The sequence below is a fragment of the Paenibacillus luteus genome, assembly GCF_006542765.1.
In the GTDB taxonomy this organism is placed as follows: Bacteria; Bacillota; Bacilli; order Paenibacillales; family Paenibacillaceae; genus Pristimantibacillus; species Pristimantibacillus luteus.
In genome coordinates this window covers 180852-200652 of sequence record NZ_SKCD01000066.1, presented here as the reverse complement: position 1 = coordinate 200652, position 19801 = coordinate 180852, and the positions used below count along the sequence as shown (strand labels likewise).

The following is a 19801-nucleotide window of genomic DNA, read 5'->3' as shown; positions in this document are numbered from 1 at the left end:
TTGATCCAATTGAAACTCGTTATCCCTTGACCGCCCCCAGCATTACACCACTTACAAAATAGCGCTGCAGCCACGGGTACACAATTAAAATCGGCACCGTAGCAAAAATAACGCTGGCAGCCTTTAAGCTTTCTGGCACGACGGTCGCCATTTGAGCGCCTTCCATCTGCATGAGCTCGGTGATCATATTGTTTTGAATGAGCTGGTACAATTTCAGTTGAAGCGGATAGAGCTCTGGGCTCGTAATATACATCAACGTATCCGTAAATCCATTCCAGCGGCCAACCGCGTAAAACAAGCTGAGCGTCGTAATTACTGGAAGTGATAGCGGCAGCATGATGCTGAATAACGTTCGGAAATGACTGCTGCCATCAATCTCGGCCGATTCTTCGAGACTCTCAGGGATATTGTTAAAAAAAGAAATTAATATAATTAAATAAAAAGGATTGATCAAGCCAGGCAGAACAAGCGCCCACATCGAATCCAGCAAGTGCAGGTTCCGAATTAAGATATATTCAGGAATAATACCGCCGCTGAAAAACATCGTAATCACGACGACAAACATAAATACTTTGCGTCCCTTAAGCTTCTTTTTGGACAAAGGGTAACCAATTGCAATCGTCATGACCATGCATAGTACTGTAAAAATACCAGTAAGCAATATCGTAAAGCCTAGTGAACGAATCATCGCAGGATCGGAAAACACCTTAAAGTAAGCTTCAAAATTAAGCTCCACCGGGAATAAGCTTACTTGCCCCGACACGATCGGCCTTACGGAGCTTAAGGAAATCGCCAATATATGAAGAAATGGAGCAAGACAAATCAGCGTGCAAACACATAATACAATAAAATTAACGGTGTCAAATATTCGGTTAGCGGTTTGTTCTCTCATTTGATCCGCTCCTTTCAAATAGTCATAGCTATACAACGGATCGTTCCTACCTACTATTAGAGAATGCTCTCGTCCGTCAGCTTTTTGGAAGCATAATTCGCGCCCAGTACAAATACGAGCCCCACGACCGCTTGGAACAAGCCAACGACCGTCGCCAGCGTATATTGGCCGGATTGTATACCGGTTCGATATACAAAGGTACTTAGCACATCCGCATATTCGCGAACCGCCAGATTCCCAATGACATAAGGCCGCTCGAATCCGATGGAAATCATATGGCCCAGATTGATGATAAGCAGGACCACAATCGTCGGTTTGAGGCCTGGCAGCGTAATATGCCAGATTCTCTTCAGCCTGCCCGCTCCGTCAATGCCTGCCGCCTCGAACAGCTCTTTGTTGATCCCAGTCAGCGCTGCCAAATAAATAATCGTTCCCCAGCCTGCGCTTTGCCAAACGCCGACTAACAAATACGTGATCAGCCAATCATTTTTGTCTGTAAGAAAGGGAACCGCGTCAAAGCCTATCGAAGTAATGATATTGTTGATCATGCCCGATTGCGTACCAAATACCTGATACACAATTCCACCGATAATAACCCACGAAATAAAATGAGGAATATATAAAATCGTTTGGGATAGTTTTTTGAACCAAACCATCTTCATCTCATACAGCATGATCGCCAAAACCAATGGCGCAGGAAAGGATACCAACAAATCAAGAAAATTTAGCATCAGCGTATTGCGAAGCGTAATATAAAAATCACGCATACCGAATACTTCTTTGAAAGCTTCAAAGCCGATCCACTCACTGCCGTTAATCCCTTGAAAAAAATTAAAATCCTTAAACGCGATTTGAATGCCGTACATCGGACCGTATTTAAAAATAATGAAATACGACAGCGGCAAAACAAGCAGCGCATACAGCTGCCAATATCTGCGAAAATAGTTGGTCATGCTCACAGCGGTTGCCTCCTCTATTAAAACCGGATGCCGCGGGAGAAAGAGGATTGCCTCTTCTTCCGCGCTCACCGATTTTCACTCGCTTTATTTGGATTTCATCTCTTTATATAAGGCAGTGCGCTCATCCAAAATCGCTTGGCCGCCGCTCGACATGTAATCCTTCAGCATAGACTCATAAATGCTGTCGAATTGGTCCGGCTTCGCCATCGTCGTCTTAACGATAATTTCGTTGAATTTATCCAATAGTGTTGTTGCATATTTAGTTTGCGCTTCGATCGGTCTGTCCAGCAAGATAAGATCAATGGTATCCGTGTTTGCAATATCCTGTGCTACAGCAACCTGTTCTTGGAATGCCTTTGGCATTTGAAACGCTCTGGCCTTCAGGTTTTTCTCCAAGCTGCCAAGCTGCTTGCCGTTTGAAATAATAGCCATATCGCCAGCATTGAACATCCGATTGGTCGCTTCTACCGTTGGATTTTCTGCGGCAACAGGAATGTCTTCAACGAGGGTATAGTTTTCATTCTCAACTCCGTTTTGAAGCTGGAACAGATTATCGCTTGACGCCATCCAATCCAAATATTTAATGGCCTCAACCGCACGCTCGCTTGATTTAGGAATCATAATATAGAGACCATTTGACGCATATTTCGGTTTAGCATGCTTTCCTTCTTCATTCGTAAATACGTCTACCGCAGCAATTTCAGCACCCGGTATATTTTTTTGCAGCAGCGCATAGGTTCCATTTTCATAGTAAATATTCACATCATCTTCAGTGAAAAAACCAATTTTTCCGTTGGAGATATCTTCAGTTAATTTCTTCTTGTCCTTATCGAGGCCAAAATCCTTGTTCATGAGGCCTTCATTGTAAAGCTTGTTCATAAATTGAAGCCCATCTTTAAAGCCTGGGAGCAAGATTGGATAATCATTAGAGCCCAACTGTTGTGTTAAGGTGAATTTCTGTTCCTCAGTCATCGTTTTAATGAAAGACCAGAGCAGCGGTTCATATTGTGCGGATGCGATTGTCATGCCTAGCGGAATGACCTGACCGCCGATTTGGCCTGGATCCTTCTCTTTGAATGCTATCAAGGTGTCATAAAGCTCAGCCGTCGTTTGGGGTACAGGCATGCCAAGCTTATCCAACCAGTCCTGACGGATAAAGGATGCATATTTCCCAGTATTCGAGCGCTTCGCTGGAATGGCAAACTGCGTACCTTCAAACTTTCCGTAATTCAATACATCATCGCCTAAAAACGCTTTCAAATTCGGGCCGTATTCATCAAGAAGCGGACCGACATCAGTTAAGCCACCTTGCTTCGCATAACGGTTAAACGTATTCGGGTCATAAGTAAATACGATATCCGGCACGTTGCTTCCACTTGCCATTAGTACATTTAGCTTCTCCACTTCCTCTGAGCGAGGAACTGGAACATACTCGACATCTATATTGCTTGAAGCTCCGAAATTTTCATTTACCCATTTGGTCCAATAGTTATCTGTGATGGTAGAACCTGCTGGTGAATTTCCCCGATCGAACACTTCAACTTTGAGTGTAACCGGCTTCGCTGCTGCTCCTCCACCGTTAGTGCCTTCCGCGGCATTTGGTGAAGATTTCGATGAGCATGCGGTAAATAATAATGAACACGCAACCGCAAGCACGAGCATAGATGTTTTCGAACCAATGAACCGTTTTCTTTTCATGTTTCTAGTCATCGTTCCAACCCCTTCTTCGAATCGAGTAGTATTCCAATCTGGCTGCATCACTCACCTGGTTAGCGCTTACATTCCTTTTGCCGCAGCCTCGACTGGAATGACCAAAGTATGGCATGACTCGAGAATAAGGCGCAATAAACTAGTTTCTAATGGATAAACCCGAAGGAGGAATACCCATTATGTGGAACTACCGATCGGATTCGTATACTAAACATTTTTCATAAATGCCCGGTATGACGGGCTTTCCCAGGCTTTAACTTCAGTTTTCTGTAGTCGCCAGGCGTGACGCCTACCACCCGTTTAAACACGCGGCCAAACGTAATCGAATTGGCATAGCCCACCTGAAGGGCAATGCTTTGCACGGAATCCTCCGTTTCTGCAAGCAGCCCCTCCGCATGCTCCATTCGCAGTTGGACGATGAAATCCACAAATTTCATATTAAATTCCTCTTTGAACAAATAGCTCGCATATTTACCGGAAATATGGAAGCGGTCACTTAGATGCTTAAGCGACAAATCCGGGTCAACAAAGTTTTCTTCGATATAAGCTTTCATTTCATTGATCATCGCTTTGTGGTTTTTCGTTTCACAATAAGCAACATAAAGGCGATAAATTTCGGTTAAATGCTCTAGAAAAAGTGACCGGAGCTGTTCAAGCGTAGCCGTCTCCTCCATCGTTTGCTTCCATTGCTCAGCCTTCTCTCCTGCAAAATGCTCTCGTAAATCTTCGGATACATTGCCAAGCTCACTGCCAAGCATATCCATCATCGTCTGCAGCAGCATCCGAATGTCTTCATCCTTTAAACAATCCGCTTCCAGAGATTCGAAGATCTGTTCGAAATGGATGCGCCACTCCCCTGTGGACAAGCGGAATTCCCGAACCAGATCCGCTGCAAGTTGCAAATGCTTATACGACTTTCGAGCTTTTTGACCAGGCAGATCCTCGCTCATAATGACTGCATCCTTGCCCAGCGACATTTTATGATGCATAGCTTCCACTGCCGGTTTATAGGAAGACGTGATTTTCTCCAAGCCTTGAATAAGCGGGCCTATGCCAAAGGTTAATGACATACGGAGATTTTCGGTGACCCAAAGGCTTCCTTTTTCCGCAAATTGACGTATATGTTCCTTCGCTTCCCGTTCCCCGCCGCTGATGCCAACGATGATGCCCATTCTGCTCTCGCCGATCCATTCCGCCCACGCCTGCATTTCCTCGTCTCTCGCAAGCTCCTGCAGCACATTACTTAACGCAAATTTCAGTGTATTCTGGTCACGAACGGAAAAACCGCTGCGGAATTGGCCATAATGCCCGATTTCAACCACGATAAAAGCAAACTGCAGCACTTCTCTTCCTTCAGGAAGCAGCTTTAACTTGTGCAGCCGCTCGTTCATATGAGGAACGTCTTCACCTTGAATCAACTCAAAGAACAGCTGTTTTCTTCCTACCAGCAAATTTTCATTTTGCTCCTTATCATAATCCTCCGTCTGCTGGATCAAATTCTCAAGCGTTCTGTCGATGAGAGAAAGCTCATCCATCTTGATGCTAAAGCCGTCATTTTGCAGCTGAATGGATTCGATTCGATTCATCATGACTCGGATTGGCTTATAGTTTTTCCGAGTAATATAAATAATATAAAAAATAGCAAATACGACGGTCAGAAGACCGATCACCACCCAAACATAGGAAATGACCGATACCCATAAGAAGAGCTGACCGGCCACGATGCCGCTCTCAAAAGTCCATCCCATTAAGTCTAGCGTTACCTGGTTAAGTACCTTTCCGCTGTCTTCCTGATTTGGTACTGTTGAAAACAGCAGCTTGCCCTCCTTGTCCTTGATATGAAGAAACGTCACGCTATCGCTTTTCATCGATTGAATCAATCGCTCCACTGCATACATGTTCACATTAATAACAACGAGCCCTTCGGTTCCAAAGGGGAGCGGTTCTCTTTTGTACATGGTGATCACCCGTTTGTCACTTTCCATGCTAAGCTCATGATAATTCCGAATCGAAGACCAGCCTTGATAAGAAGCATTTTTGAGCGCCTGATCCAGAAACGACCGATCTGCAAAATCCTCGTACGCAACGAGCCCGATTCGGGTAAGCACCTGCTTGTCCTCAATTCGGTACACATACATTGAGTCTAACAAGCTGTCATTGGCAATTAAGGAGCGCATGCTATTCACTACATTAAAGATGACCTCTCTATTCTCTTGTGTACGCTCAACATTAAGAAACTCGCGGTAATGAGCATTTTTCTCTACTTCCTCAAGCACATTGCTTTCAATCCCTCTTAGCGACCTAGTCAGCGTGTCTGTAATATAACCCGTTGATATGCGGTCAGCTTTAACCGTTTCCTTATGAGATATTTCATTGACCATAATAAACGACAAAAAGATTAAAATCGTCACCGTAAACAAAAATATCGGAAAATAGGAAAGCAGCATGCGGCGGTACCAGTTCTTTTTCATTTTCATCACTCCTCTTTCTTCAAAAGATGCATCATCTCGTCATAATCATGTTCTATGTTTTTAAGATGTAAACGCGTTCACAAATCAAGTTAAGCGCTTTCTCTAATCATTCTATGAGATAAGCTCTGTCTAATCAATGCGAAAAATATAAAAAGAAAAAACGAACGGAAGCTAACAGACCTTAGTAAACAAATATGGCATAAAAAAAACAGCGGAAGCAAGGACTACTCTTACGAGAGCCTTGTATCCGCTATTTTTCAAACCTTTCATGTATGCATCTAACCTAGTCGACTACGCTGTTGCCTTTAACTATTGCTTATCAAACCAATTGTGGAAGGATTGATTAATATACTGTCCGGCTAGCAGATAGGGCAGCGTCTCTTCCTCCACAAACGTTTCTCTTCCTCGTATGCTAAAATACAGCCACAGCGCCAGTCCTTCTGAAAATGCCCCCGCGTGATATTCGGCATCATTCAGAAGCTTGGAGATCGCACCCATGCAATCCTCAAACGCCGCTTCCCCCTCTGGATGTTCGGCGTTTAGTTTTACCGTTAGATAAGAATAAATATAAGGAAACTCCTTGCTCCCTGCCAGCACCTTGCTATATAAGGCTGTCGCAATAGAAGCAGTCATGATGCCCAGCTTCCACTGCTCTGCTTTTTCTAAAATGGACGCATCATCCTTAAAGCGATTCAGCAGATCATTATACAGCGTATCCTTTAAGGAGAATACTTCCGCATATAACCGGCGCGCGCTTTGTCTCAGTAACGACTCCTTGTTCTCCTGCTGGTTCATTCCTTCACCTGCTTCCCTAAAGACACTTTTTCATCTGTTCCTTCATTATAGTTTACTTCATCCAAAATAGAGAATGCAAAACCATAACGCTTGATTACTTTTATAGCCATGAAAAAAACCTACTGTAAGGATATACAGCAGGCCTGCTTGTAAAAAGTTATTCGCTATACACAACTTCGGTTCCAGCTATTAAATCGTGAATTGCCCGTTTATCCTCACGCAGACCGACCATAAACGCGCTTACGATAGCCGCAATTCCTAATGTCACCGCATAGATGAGACTGCAAAGCAGATGACGCAGAAGCATCGTACCAATACCAGGAGGCGTACCGTCGAGTTTTTGAATCTTGATGCCACAAATCCGTTTACCAATCGTGAATCCCTTCCAGAAAACAGGAATCAGCAGGGAATACAAAAAAGAAAGCGATTCTGTTATATAATTCGAGCCTTCCATTGAACCCGAAATGAGCAACGAAATAACCGCCAAAGGTATACCTACAATAATTCCATCTAATAAACCCGCTCCAAACCTAATCCAAAAACCTGCATTCATTACTTATTCCCCCGGTTCTATTACTTTGACCTTTTTCAACAATTATACGATAGAATAGGTAATATGTCCCATATAAAATTATATACACATAATTTCATGCAGCTCGGTGCTGCCCAATGTTGATTGTATTAACTATATGTTGATTTATCAATACTATATTCTTTAGACAACGAAAAAACCTCCTTCGTTAGTATCTGATCTAGCCAGATGCTACAAAGGAGGTTATTCAGCTTTTACATGAATCATGAGTACACATTACTATGTATGAGATTCATATAAATATAACGCTTATGTACTTCGTGAAAGCTCCAGGCTTTCGAGGTATGCCGAGGACGGGAATCGAACCCGTACGGTGGTCACCCACCGCAGGATTTTAAGTCCTGTGCGTCTGCCAGTTCCGCCACCCCGGCATGTTGTGAAGGTTTTGCTTATGGTGGGCCCTGAGGGACTCGAACCCCCGACCAATCGGTTATGAGCCGACCGCTCTAACCAACTGAGCTAAGGGCCCTCGAAAAACGTCTATTTCAACGTATTCATCGAAAGGTTGGTTGCGGGGGCAGGATTTGAACCTGCGGCCTTCGGGTTATGAGCCCGACGAGCTACCGGGCTGCTCCACCCCGCGACGTATATCCATTTGAGCAAAGCTTCTTGAAATGGCGACATAAAATAATATACTATATGGAGGTGTTTTAAGTCAAGCAAAATATGCTAATTTATTTTTTCTTTATTTTTCACGGAATATACCTCACGCCAAAACGTCCTTTCCGCGACCGAAAAACCTCGATTTCACGCGGACATTCGTACCCGTATACCCACCAATCATTTTCCATTCTTCTAACGAGACATCCCGCTTGAAACTTCGACTCATATAGGCGAACCCAGTATATCCATCTCATCCTATTCCCTCCGCTGTCTGATAAGATAAGCAGCCGCTAAGCCGCATTAACAAAGGTTGTAGCCATTAGAATACCCCAAAATACGGATAATACAAGCGAACCAATGGAATCCTTATTATAAGAAGAGCATGCCAGCAAAAGAAGCACATTGCTCCTAATCCCGCTCCCTATTTCACATCACGCTTATGAACTCTTATTATTCATGCAAATCGGGTATACTCAAATTAGGCCAATACGAAGGAGCTGAGCACCATGTTATATGGAATCGTCGCTTTCCCGGAAAAACATGTTCAGGACATCGCTAATAGCTGGCGAAGACGGCATGATCCTCATTATGCCTCCATTCCCGCTCACTTGACTTTAAGAGAGGCGAAGGAATGGTCCGAGGAGCAGCTGCAGCACACCGTCGCCCATCTGGAGCAAGTGACTTCAGCAATGCCGCCATTCACGATATCCCTCAACCGTGTCTCGACTTTCTATCCTGTAAGTCATGTTCTCTATCTCGCGCTGCAAGATACAACTGGCATGGAGAAGCTTCAATCGGCGATCTGCAGCGGTCCTTTAACCGTAGCATCCCCAAAGTACGTGTACACTCCCCACGTTACCATTGGGCAAGAATTGTCAGCTGATGAGCTGCATGATTTATATGGGAACCTCCGAATGCAATCGATCGACCTGCTGACGAAAATTGATCGCATCCATTTGCTTTATCAGACCGATAACGGCTCCTGGACCGCCTATCAGTCGTTTCTGCTAAGAGGATGAGGAAAACATCATCGATATAAATAAAAGCCCTTAAACGACATTTCTGTCGTTTAAGGGCTTTCTGTGTTGCTGCTGGTTATCTAGGAACCGGCATAATTTCGATGCCGCCTCCGCCGTCAGTCACACCTCCACCGGTCGGATTGTTTTTAATTCTCTCAAGCACTGCGTTGCCTTTGGTTTCCCACTCGGCAAGCGCCTCGCGTGCAGTCTTGGTTCCTTTAACCACTTCCTGGAACAGCTCATAGCCTGGTTGCTGTGCTTCCCATACGCCTGGATTGTCACGGTAAATTTTCTCGCTATCCGTGCTGGATGGCGGCAATGGCTTCAAAGAAGTAAAAGCATCGATATTGTATTGCATACCGCCAATTGGCGTTAGGAACTCTTTACGTGCAACCATTTCATAAAGACTTCTTGATTTTAGCTTCGCCCATTCCTTGCTGTTTGAATATTTAATGAAATCCCAAGCATCTTTATCGTTTTGCGCTTTGCTGTTAATACCCATAAGTTGACTAAGCGAAATGCTTCCGCCAACGTCAGGATCAGTCGGGCTGACCGGCACCGTTACAACATCCCAGTCTACCATTTCGAAATCTTTAATTTTAGATGCGTTATCCGACGCTTTTTTCAATTCATTAATGTAACCATAATCTCCAATCGTCATGGCTACTTTGCCTTTAATAAACAAATCACCATAAAACGGATCATTGCCGCCCTCAGCGCTTTGCTTTTCATACAATTTGTTCATGAACTCCTGCGTTGGCGTGATTGCATCCTTTTCCAGCGAGGCTACAGTACTCCAAACCTCTTCCCATTGATCGCTGTTAACGAGCATTTTCTCGCCTTTGTCATCAAACATTTTCAACTGCAATGCTTGGCTGTATACCTGTGAGTTATTAAAGCCATCTGAAGCCCAGCGGTTGAATGAGAATCCGAAATTACGGTCCTCTCCTTCGCCTTTAGCAACCTGACGAGCTACGTTGAGTACTTCCGACCATTGCATTTTGTCCGTCGGAGGCGTCACTCCAGCGTCTGAAAACAATTTTTTGTTATAAAAGAGTGCGGATGAACTGAACGTTGGCGTCAAGGCATACAAAGTGCCATCACCTGCGGATTTGATACCCTCAATAACCGTCGGAACATAATCGCTCAAGTCGAATTTATCTTGGGCTACAAGCGGATCAAGTGGTTGGAGCAGATTATCCTGCGTGAACCGGCGAAGCATGTTGTAGTCCAGTACAATAACGTCTACAGGGTTTTGACCGTTAAGCATTTCTTTCATTTTCTCATACGGATCAGCCTGCGGGATCGGCTTCGATGAATCCGTTTGTTCAAAGCGCTGCTCGTCGTAATTAATGGCGCCCACGATTTCAAATTCAATATTCGGATGAGACATTTCGTACATATCTGTATACTGTTGGCGGAAATAAGGCTCGTTGTCTGATCCACCGTAAAGAACGCCAATCCGGAGTACCCGTTTCTCTGCAGATTCATCAGAGCCGCTGCTGCAAGCTGCAAGCAAACCAACAAGCAGCGCAAGCGTTAGGCTCACTAAAGTAAATTTGCGTAAACGCATTCCTGACATTCGTTTGTTATTCATCCGATTTAACCTCCAATGATTTTGGCGGAGTTATAATGATCCGCTCACCGTCAAATTCCATAGTTGCTTTGTCCTTAATGTTTAGAGCTGTTAAATACTCTTTGGGTACTTGTAACCGTCCGACCCGATCAACGACGACATATGCCTCATGCACCGATTGCAGTCCGCTGGCAGCAGCCGGAAGCTCGGCCTCACCCCCATCAGGATTAATGTTCGGATTACGTTTGATAAACTCTGTACTCGTCAATCCATCGCGAATGGCAACTACCCGATCGACCTTGCCGGCAAGCGTCAAATCATGCGTAACAATGACAATCGTAATGCCAATCTCGCGGTTAAGCCTTCTAAAAATCCCCATAATTAAATCGGATGTTGCCGTATCAACTGAGCCTGTAGGCTCATCGGCAAGCAAGAGCTTGGGACGATTAGATAACGAAATCGCTATCGCTACCCTTTGCTGCTCGCCCCCGGACAGCTGATGAAGCTTGTTGTGCATGCGCTCCTTCAAACCGACCCATTCCAGCAGCTGCTTCGCGTAAGGGCGATCCACTTTGCCCGAGAGCATCATCGGCATTTCTACGTTCTCGAGTGCTGACAGATAGGGAAGGAGGTTACGGGCATTGTTCTGCCAAATGAAGCCTACCGTTTCTCTCTTGTATTTCACAAGATCCTCTTCGGTAATTTTGAGCAGATCCCAGGGCCCTACATGCACCTGTCCGGCAGAAGGGCGGTCAAGACCGCCCAGCGTATTGAGCAGCGTCGATTTTCCGCTGCCGCTGTTGCCGATGATCGCCATCAGTTCGCCTTCGTGTACTTTTAAGTTCAAGCCTTGCAAGGCGACGACCTCCAGATCATCGGTCTTATAGATTTTTACCAGACCCTCGCAATCGATCATCGCTGTTGTCATCGTTCTTCTCCCATCTTGACAGCTTGATGCACTTTAAGTCTGCGGATATGCAGGAAGAGCAGCATTGCGCCAATCAGCATCATAAATCCGACTACAATAAACAATTGATTCGTATCGCTCGCTTCGAAGATAACCCGGAAAGGAGGTACGGTTTCCGCAACATTTTCTGTTGTTTGCAGAAACGGCAGAAATAACAAGCTGACTGCCTTCCCAATCAATACGCCCAGTCCTATTGCCAAACCAGCCGTAAATAGCTGCTCCAGCAGCAGCATCCCTGTAAGCTGCCTGCGGGACAATCCCATTGCTCGCAATACCCCGAATTGTACGACACGTCCAGATAAATTGAAGAACCAGAAAAGGACATATCCGGCTAAAGTGATAACTACCGAGACGAGGAAGCCCAAGCTCAAAATACCAAAAACTCCGCCTCTTGTTGGCAGCTTGGATTGAGAAATCAGCTCGCTTCTAACGTCCTTAATGGCCGCAATCTCGACACCCGCCTTTTGAAGCTCATCAACGATCGGCGCTACCTTCGCATCCGGCTCCATCTTCAGCCATACCTCGTATGGAATAAGCGGAATCTGGTCGTAAATATAATCCAAATTCGTAATTATGAATGGTGATTTATCCGGATATTGACTAGGCCAATATGGCAGTATTCCTACAACGATAAAGTCCACCTTGCCCTCTGTAAAACCAACGGATACCGGATCGCCTAGCTTCAGCTGATATTTCTCTGCAACCTTTGATGGAATAAGTGCAGCGTTCTCGTAAACCCCTAAATTATTTAAATAATAATAAGGGTGAGCAGCGTAAAGATCATTGCGGAACCAGCCTACTTTGGCAAAATCAACGTTATCAATTCCCATGATCGTGCCTTGGCCGATAGACTTGCCTGAGATAACGACACTGCCTTTCGCTTGCAATACACGTGCTGCCGCTTCTACGCCTTCGAGGGAACGGAATAGCTCAAACGGAGGCTCACTGAACAACATTTTTGTAGGGACGCTTTGGCCGCCGCCTCCGCTTCCACCACCGGAACCCCCGCCAGAGCCTCCTCCGGTGCCGCCGCCACCTGAGCCGCCGCCCGAACCCCCTCCATTGCCGCCATTTCCTCCTCCACCGTTTCCACTAGGTGTCGTTGTAATTTCAGCTGAGCCTTCCCATACGGTTTGAATCGTCACATCTGCTCCGTACTTATAAAGCGTCCGTTCTGTCGAGTTCAAATCAATGGTTCGGGCTGCCGATGCATTATATACCCCTAGTCCAAGCGTAAGCACCAACAGAATCATCAGCGGATAGTAACCCTTGGATGAACGTGATAGCTGAGTTAGCGTCAAATAAAGCGGTACGGGCAAGAACTTGCGTCCGAGCCAAGTGAATACCTTCAATAGCCATGGAAACAAACGCAAGAAAAATAACCCAAGCGCAAAGATCGACAATGCAGGTACAAAGAACAAAAACGGCTGAACGTTTAATTGATCCGTTGTCATTCCCGTTTTGAACGTCAGCATTTGTCGTTCGTTGAACATATACCAGCCATATCCTGCCGCCGCTAGCAGCAAGACGTCAAGAAACCAGCGCTGCCATACAGGCTTGCGATCGGATCTAGCTAAATCCTGCTTGTAGCTAACAATTGATGATCTGGCATAAATAACCGCTGGAATAATGGTCGCAAGAAGCGCAAGCAATACTGCAGCTCCGCCTGCAATCATGGCTTCCGTAGAGAAACCGACCGGAATCGACTTACGGTTAACGAAAGAGAGAAATCCGTTGGCGGACCCAATACTCTTGGCCATAAACCAGCCAATAAACGGACCGCTAGCAAGCGCTAAGCTTCCAAGCAACAGCCCCTCCAGCAGATAAATCCATATAATCTGCCGTGTGCCCGCTCCCCTGCTTCGCAGCACAGCAATATCACTCCGCTGTTTATCCAACGACTGCCTTGCATTCATCGCGATAAAGAAGAAGACCATGGCGAGCATCGGAGCAGCGAGCGTAAACAGCAGTGTTTGAAGCTGCAAGCTCTGCTTCTTGAACTCCGTAAGCGTGGAAGCAAAGGAAATCTCAACCCTTGTATCGGTTAGGCGCTGATACAATTCGATATTCAGTCGCTCCAGCGTTCTTCCTAGCGGAGTAAGCTGGCTCGTTTGAATTTGCGAGAGATCAAATGCATAGTACCAGCTGGCATTGTGAAGCGGAATGTTTTTCTTCGCAAGCAGCACTTTATCGAATGCAGCCTCGCTGATTTGGAACGTGTTCAGCAAGCTCTCCATTCCTTGATACCAGTATGAGCTCGTTTCCGTGAGCGGCTTAACCGCTCCGACGATTTTGACCCTTAGCGTAAGGTTTAAACCGCCGAATACCGGGTATTCAAATACATCGCCGATATGTACATCATTTCGATACATAGCCTCCTCGAACATAACCGCTTCGAGCAGGTCTCCATCTCCTTCAGCATTGACGAACCAACGGCCCTGTGTAAGTTCCGTATTCGCTTCAAGCCCAGACATGGTCATAATGGTCAATTGCCGATTGCGGCCCGCATCCACCTTTGTGGAATCCTCCGGGACAACCTCCGTACTGCGAATGGAATAGCTATTGACAAAGGTATTAAATGGAAAACCGATTTCCTTCGGTACGCCTTCAGAAATGTAGCGTTCAAGCTCCGATAACGCCGATAAATCCGTTTTCCCGCCAGCGGGTGATTGATACCTCATAAGCAGCGAGCCCGCCGGCAATCCGGCGCTCTTCTGCTGAAGCGATTCAGCAACGACTCGCTTGAGCGCGCCATCCGCGTACATCGGTATGCTGGTCGCAAACGCAACCGCCAAGGTCAGACCCGCCAGCGTACTCAAGGTTAGCCAGCGCGTGTTCCACATTTTGCGGAACAAAAAACGAAACAGCGGAATCCCCATCGGCTATCGACCTACGACTTTCTGCCCTGGCTTCAAACCTTGTAGAATCTCTACCTGCGTTGCGGTTTGTTGGCCTACCTCTACGTCCACCTCGCGTTTGCCCTCAGCATCAATAACCTGCACATACGTGCGGGAACCAATCGAACGAAGCGTAGAAGGTGGAATGACAATTGCGTTTTCTGTGCGCTTCGTAATGATATTAATGGATAATGGCGTACCTCGGTTCAGGTTTTTCGGCAAGTCCTTCAGGTCAAGAATAAGAAAATCCTCAGGTCTCTCAGGCTTGGTTTCGCCGCCAACGCCTCCGCCACCGTTGTTCGCTTCTGCTGTCTTAACGGGAAGCAGTTTAACTTTGCCTTTAAATGTACCCACATTGCTGATATTCACATTTACTTCCATACCAACAGCAACCTTTTCCAGCTCGGTTTTGGAGAGCTTCGCAGCAGCCGTTATCTTACTTGTGTCTGCAACAATCGCAATAGGCGCATAAGCCTTGATTAAATCGCCTTTTTGTACGTTAAGTGTGACGAGCGTCCCGCCAAACGGTGCTGTCAAGGTCGCTTTCGCGATTTCCTCTTCCATGTCGACCAGTTTCTGCTTGCTCTCTTCGAAGGCAATGGATTTCTCTTCAAATTCAATCGGATCCATCTCATCGCGTGCACGAAGCGTTTCTTTCATGGCAATTTCTTCTTTCTTAAAGTTTAGTTTCGCCATGCGCAAGGTTTTAGACAGGTCATCAACATCCAAGGCACCGATGGCCTGACCCGCCTTAACCGTATCACCCGCTTTCACATTCAACGTCTTCAAATGCTTGCCGTCCAATGTGAAAAACAAAGTTTCTTCTTCCAGGGAAATAAGCTTCCCAATCACAGGCACCTTCGTTTCGAGATTAGCAGTCGTCACCTCATACTCTGGCTTCTTCGAGATCTGAGCAGGCGCAATTTCTGGCAGAACTTCTTCTTCTTCCTCTGCGGGAAAGAGCGAACAGCCGCTCGCAAACAATAGGGATACACTCATTACAACAACCATTGAACGTTTAAATAAATTTTCCGTCCACCATTTCATAGACACGGTCGGCAACCTCCAAAATTGTAGGATCATGTGTAGTCATACAAATTGTAACTTGTTCAGTGCGAATAATATTTTGGAAAACCGCCATAATCTGAGCAGACATTCCGGTATCAAGCTCTGCCGTTGGCTCATCGGCCAATAGCAGCATTGGTTTGTGGGCAATGGCCTTAGCAATAGCTACACGCTGCTGCTCGCCTCCAGAGAGCTCAAACGGACGATGACTCATCCTCCGCTCCAAACCAACAAGCTCCAGACATTGCGTTACCCTGTCCTTCCATTGCGCCCTAGGAACACCGGCCATGCGAAGTGACAGCTCAACGTTTTCCCGGGCGGACAAAAGCGGCATAAGAGCAAAGGCTTGGAAGATAAAGCCCATGTGCTTGCGCCTCACTAATGTTCTTTTGTCATCGCTCATGGTGTGGAAAGGCATGCCGTTAAACATAATCTCTCCCTTGCTGGGGGTATCCAGTCCGCCCAAGCAGTTCAGAAGCGTCGTCTTGCCCGAGCCGGATCTGCCCCTCAGCATCACTAATTGGCGCTCCTTTAGCTCCATTCGAATGCCTTTCAATACATGCAGCGGAGAACCTCCAACTTGAAATGTACGTTCTACATCGGTAACGGTTAGTAGATTACGCCTTTCTTCAGCGGGTTCCAGCTGCGCTTCTGTTGTCTGTTCTTCTCCCTGCGAAATAGCCATTAGCGCTTCAGATCCCTCCTTAACCAACTTTCATAATTCTCATCTTACATGATAGACGTAGGACATGCTCAAAAAGTTACGTCAAATTTAAACATCTTTTTAAAACATTTGTAAACGCAAAAAAACTGCCGGCAGCTTAGGCATTTTAATCCCGCTGACGACAGCTATTAGCAAGCTTGTTATTTCACTTTAAACTGCGAAATCGCACGGTCCAGCTCACGGACAATCGCATCTAAATGACCGGCAGCAGACGAAATATTGTCCATCAAAGCCAGCTGCTCTTCCGTGGCAGCTGCAACGCTTTCCGTCTTCTCTAGGTTGGCAGCCGCAGTGGAAGCCGTTTGCTCCATAGAAGCACTTACCTCTTCTGAGCTAGCCGACATTTGCTGCGTAATCGCAGAATTTTCATGAATTTGCTCACTCATCTGGTTAATAGAAGCAACAATAATATCGAGATTTTGTCGAACATCATTTACACGCTCGCTGCCTCGCTCCATCTCTTCCTTCGTTTGTGCCATGTAGGCAGATGCTCCCGCAATTTCTCCGCGGGTTTCATCAACAAGCTGATGGATACCATCTGCGGATGCAAGAGAGCCTGCTGCCAATTTGCGAATCTCTCCTGCCACAACCGCAAAGCCTCTGCCTTGCTCGCCTGCGCGTGCTGCTTCAATGGATGCATTGAGCGACAATATATTCGTTTGATTAGCGAAGCTTGTAATGTTTTCAGCAATCGTACCGATCTCCTTGGAGCGCTGCTCCAGAGTCACAATGGTAGCCGACAGCTTCACAATAACCGCCGTCACTTCACCCATTTGAGAAACTAGGCGCAGCAGCGATTCATGTCCGAGTTCGGCCTGGCGAGAGGTTGAAGTTGACTTATCAGCGATAGATGCCGTATTCTCCGCAATTCTTTGAATACCTATGGTCATCTCTTCAACAGCGCGAGAGGTCTCTTCGGCCCCTCTTGCCTGTACCTCAGAGCCATTTGCCACTTCCTGAATATTCAAAGCCACATGCTCTGTCGCTGCAGCAGACTCCTTGGAAGCCGTTGATAATTGCAGGGTCGAGCTTGTTACCTCCGCTGCATTGTCTGCGATGCCGCCAACTAGCTTCTTCATCGCTTCGATCATGTGGTCGACTGATTTTGAAATGGTTCCTAGCTCATCATGTTGATACTTTTGATCCGGAAGGACCGTTAGATCTCCTTCTGCAACCTTTCCGGTTTTGTATACGACGCTTTTGATCGTTCTCATAATTTGCCGAACCATAAAGAATACGCTAATGGACAAAACGAGCGTAACTAAGCCAATCCCCATATAAATAAAGATCTGGGTCTGATTTAATTCCTTCGTCAACCTAGCAATGGTTTCTTCTGAATAAATGTCAATGCTTTCTCCAATCTCATCAATCCCTGAACGACTGGTTTCGAAGCTTTTATCAATTCGGTCATTCTTAAATTGACTGGTTGAATCGGCAGCCCCTTTCACTGCCGCTGCTGACCAGAAATTAAAATTAGCTTTAAATTCAATTAAAATTTGATCGATAGTACGTTTGGATGTGCCGCCTGCCAAACTTTGAAGTTCATTATCGTACAAAATCTTTTGAGCAGCTTCAATACGCTCCCCTACCTGCTGAATATTTGCTGCTAAGTCTGCTCGCTGAGCTTCCAAGCCTGCTTGGTCCAATGTACCTGATTCAATCTTCAGATAGGCTTGATAAGCTTGGTACATATCGCGGTCAGCATTTAAAACGAGCGTATCCATTTGATTGGATGTCTCGTAAATTCCCTCCTTCATATCGTTAAAAATACTGCGCTGCTCTCCGAGCAAATAAAGGCCTGTCCCTGCATAAAAGAACAAGGGCACTATAGCCAGCAGCGCTAATCTCAAACGTAAAGATAATTTCATCAAAAATCCCGTCCCTCCAACATGAAAATAGTTCTATACCTATTTATCGGGAAAATCGGATAAATAAGTAGATTAAATGAGAAATATTAAAATTATATTGTCGAATCCTATATTTACCAAATAAAAAAAGCATGCTCTCTTCAAACAGAGTGCATGCCTTTCGTCTACACGTAATTTTGCAATTACTTACCGAAGGATTGAGGATCTTGTCTCCAAGCTTGCAGGGAAGCTACATCCTCAGGAGCAACCTTGCCAAGCTCCAATGCCGTTTGAATCAAGGCGCTGTAATTCGACAACGTAGCCAGTGGAACCTGCTCCGCTGCAAAGGCTTGAATCGCTGTGTCGAATTCGTAAGTAAAGATGGCAAGCACGGCCAAAACCTCAGCACCCGCCTCACGAACAGCCAGTGCCGCTTTCAAAGAGCTTCCGCCCGTTGAGATCAAATCCTCAATAACGACTACTTTCTGGCCTGGGAGAACTCGTCCTTCGATCTGGTTTTGTTTGCCGTGGCCTTTTGCTTTGTCACGGATATAAGCCATGGGCAGATTGAGTTTCTGAGCAACCCATGCTGCGTGAGGGATACCTGCCGTAGAAGTACCCGCAATGACCTCTGCGTCTGGATATTGCTCGCGAATAATCGCCGCAAAGCCTTCCGCAACCAAGTCACGAATGGCAGGATAGGTCATCGTCAGTCTGTTGTCGCAATAAATAGGCGATTTGATGCCTGAAGTCCAAGTAAAAAGGTCATTCGGCCGCAAAGCGACAGCCTCAATCTCAAGCAAGCTCTTAGCAATCTCGTTAGGCAATTCAGCTACTGTAAATTTACTCATGAGTAGTCATCTCCTCAATAATGGATTCTATGGATTGACGCGGGTTAGGTGCTGCTGTAATCGGACGGCCGATAACCATATAATCCGTTCCCTGCCGCAGAGCCTCGCTAGGCGTCATAATGCGGGACTGGTCATTGACATCCGATCCAGCGGGACGGATGCCTGGCGTTACTGTTTTAAAGGATGGACCGCATAACGCTTTAATCGCTTCAACCTCAGAAGGCGAGGCCACAACCCCATCCAGGCCTGCTTTTTTCGTTAACTCCGCGTAACGTAATACCGCAGATTCAACCGTACCGCCAATACCGATTTGCTCATTCAGCATCGCTTGGTTCGTGCTTGTCAAATGGGTAACCGCGATGACCGTCGGTTTGCGCAGAGCGCTTCCCGTAAGCGCGATATCCACGCCTTCCATCGCAGCTTCCAGCATGGCGCTTCCTCCTGCCGCATGAATATTAAACATATCCACGCCCAGCTTCGTTACGCTGCCTGCCCCGCCTTTGACCGTGTTCGGTATATCATGCATTTTGACATCGAGAAAAACATAGTAGCCTCGCTCTTTCAAGCTCTGCACAAACGAAGGCCCAGCAGCGTAGAACAGCTGCATTCCCACCTTCATGTAACAAGGAATACCCTCCAGCTCCGCGATTAAACGCTCCGCCGCTGCCGCATCCGGGTAGTCCAATGCAACCATAATGCGCCCTGCTGCTTGCTCGTTTGACAATTTCATTCGAAATCGCTCCTTTTTCTCTGTTCATTGGCATAATAAACGGCCATACGTCTGCTCCTTACTATTCTCGCGTGACAGGATGTCAAGCAGAGAATAGCGGAGC

General features: G+C 46.2%; 16 protein-coding genes and 3 tRNA genes. 1 reads left to right on the top strand and 18 read right to left on the bottom strand.

Annotated features, from left to right (window positions below; all coding sequences use genetic code 11):
• Nucleotides 1-19: 19 nt before the first annotated feature.
• The 10 genes from E0496_RS31225 to E0496_RS37040 all read right to left on the bottom strand — a co-directional run bounded on the left by E0496_RS31225 (nucleotide 20) and on the right by E0496_RS37040 (nucleotide 8248).
• A complete protein-coding gene (locus E0496_RS31225) occupies nucleotides 20-892 on the bottom strand; it encodes a carbohydrate ABC transporter permease (protein WP_141505861.1) in 873 nt (290 codons plus the stop codon).
• 56 nt (nucleotides 893-948) lie between these two features.
• Entirely contained in the window at nucleotides 949-1845 is an 897-nt protein-coding gene (locus E0496_RS31220) for an ABC transporter permease (RefSeq protein ID WP_141505975.1), read from the bottom strand.
• Between the two features lie 90 nt (nucleotides 1846-1935).
• Complete coding sequence (locus tag E0496_RS31215; protein WP_241675051.1) at nucleotides 1936-3549, bottom strand: extracellular solute-binding protein; 1614 nt, start codon at nucleotides 3547-3549, stop codon at nucleotides 1936-1938.
• A 230-nt stretch (nucleotides 3550-3779) separates the two neighbouring features.
• Nucleotides 3780-6032 (bottom strand): helix-turn-helix domain-containing protein, encoded by a 2253-nt coding sequence (locus E0496_RS31210; protein WP_141505859.1) that lies wholly within the window; start codon nucleotides 6030-6032, stop codon nucleotides 3780-3782.
• Nucleotides 6033-6341: 309 nt separating this feature from the next.
• Entirely contained in the window at nucleotides 6342-6827 is a 486-nt protein-coding gene (locus tag E0496_RS31205) for a hypothetical protein (protein WP_141505858.1), read from the bottom strand.
• Nucleotides 6828-6984: 157 nt separating this feature from the next.
• Complete coding sequence (locus tag E0496_RS31200) at nucleotides 6985-7380, bottom strand: RDD family protein (RefSeq protein WP_141505857.1); 396 nt, start codon at nucleotides 7378-7380, stop codon at nucleotides 6985-6987.
• Nucleotides 7381-7704: 324 nt separating this feature from the next.
• Nucleotides 7705-7790: transfer RNA gene (locus E0496_RS31195), tRNA-Leu, on the bottom strand.
• A 21-nt stretch (nucleotides 7791-7811) separates the two neighbouring features.
• Nucleotides 7812-7888 (bottom strand) — tRNA-Ile (locus E0496_RS31190).
• Between the two features lie 37 nt (nucleotides 7889-7925).
• Nucleotides 7926-8002, bottom strand: a tRNA-Met gene (locus tag E0496_RS31185).
• Between the two features lie 123 nt (nucleotides 8003-8125).
• Entirely contained in the window at nucleotides 8126-8248 is a 123-nt protein-coding gene (locus E0496_RS37040; protein ID WP_277755901.1) for a hypothetical protein, read from the bottom strand.
• Nucleotides 8249-8528: 280 nt separating this feature from the next.
• On the opposite strand from E0496_RS37040, the gene E0496_RS31180 reads away from it, so the two are divergent.
• Entirely contained in the window at nucleotides 8529-9041 is a 513-nt protein-coding gene (locus E0496_RS31180; RefSeq protein WP_141505856.1) for a 2'-5' RNA ligase family protein, read from the top strand.
• A gap of 76 nt (nucleotides 9042-9117) precedes the next feature.
• Here the strand turns inward: E0496_RS31180 and E0496_RS31175 are convergent, their stop codons facing one another.
• From E0496_RS31175 to pyrF, 8 genes are all read right to left on the bottom strand, one after another.
• Complete coding sequence (locus tag E0496_RS31175; RefSeq protein WP_241675050.1) at nucleotides 9118-10638, bottom strand: ABC transporter substrate-binding protein; 1521 nt, start codon at nucleotides 10636-10638, stop codon at nucleotides 9118-9120.
• Nucleotides 10631-11533 carry an ABC transporter ATP-binding protein gene (locus E0496_RS31170; RefSeq protein ID WP_141505973.1) on the bottom strand — a complete coding sequence of 301 codons (903 nt, stop codon included), beginning with the start codon at nucleotides 11531-11533 and terminating at the stop codon, nucleotides 10631-10633. Before E0496_RS31170 ends, E0496_RS31175 begins: the two co-directional genes overlap by 8 nt.
• An 8-nt stretch (nucleotides 11534-11541) precedes the next feature.
• Nucleotides 11542-14463 (bottom strand): ABC transporter permease, encoded by a 2922-nt coding sequence (locus E0496_RS31165; RefSeq protein ID WP_141505855.1) that lies wholly within the window; start codon nucleotides 14461-14463, stop codon nucleotides 11542-11544.
• Nucleotides 14464-14466: 3 nt separating this feature from the next.
• Nucleotides 14467-15534 carry an efflux RND transporter periplasmic adaptor subunit gene (locus E0496_RS31160; RefSeq protein WP_141505854.1) on the bottom strand — a complete coding sequence of 356 codons (1068 nt, stop codon included), beginning with the start codon at nucleotides 15532-15534 and terminating at the stop codon, nucleotides 14467-14469.
• On the bottom strand, nucleotides 15500-16231 hold the full coding sequence (locus E0496_RS31155) for an ABC transporter ATP-binding protein (protein WP_141505853.1): 732 nt from the start codon (nucleotides 16229-16231) through the stop codon (nucleotides 15500-15502). The genes E0496_RS31160 and E0496_RS31155 overlap by 35 nt, the downstream gene beginning before the upstream one ends.
• 179 nt (nucleotides 16232-16410) lie before the next feature.
• A complete protein-coding gene (locus E0496_RS31150) occupies nucleotides 16411-18138 on the bottom strand; it encodes a methyl-accepting chemotaxis protein (RefSeq protein ID WP_141505852.1) in 1728 nt (575 codons plus the stop codon).
• Nucleotides 18139-18320: 182 nt separating this feature from the next.
• Entirely contained in the window at nucleotides 18321-18968 is a 648-nt protein-coding gene (gene pyrE / locus E0496_RS31145) for an orotate phosphoribosyltransferase (RefSeq protein ID WP_141505851.1), read from the bottom strand.
• Complete coding sequence (gene pyrF / locus E0496_RS31140) at nucleotides 18961-19698, bottom strand: orotidine-5'-phosphate decarboxylase (protein WP_141505850.1); 738 nt, start codon at nucleotides 19696-19698, stop codon at nucleotides 18961-18963. The genes pyrE and pyrF overlap by 8 nt, the downstream gene beginning before the upstream one ends.
• Nucleotides 19699-19801: the final 103 nt, after the last annotated feature.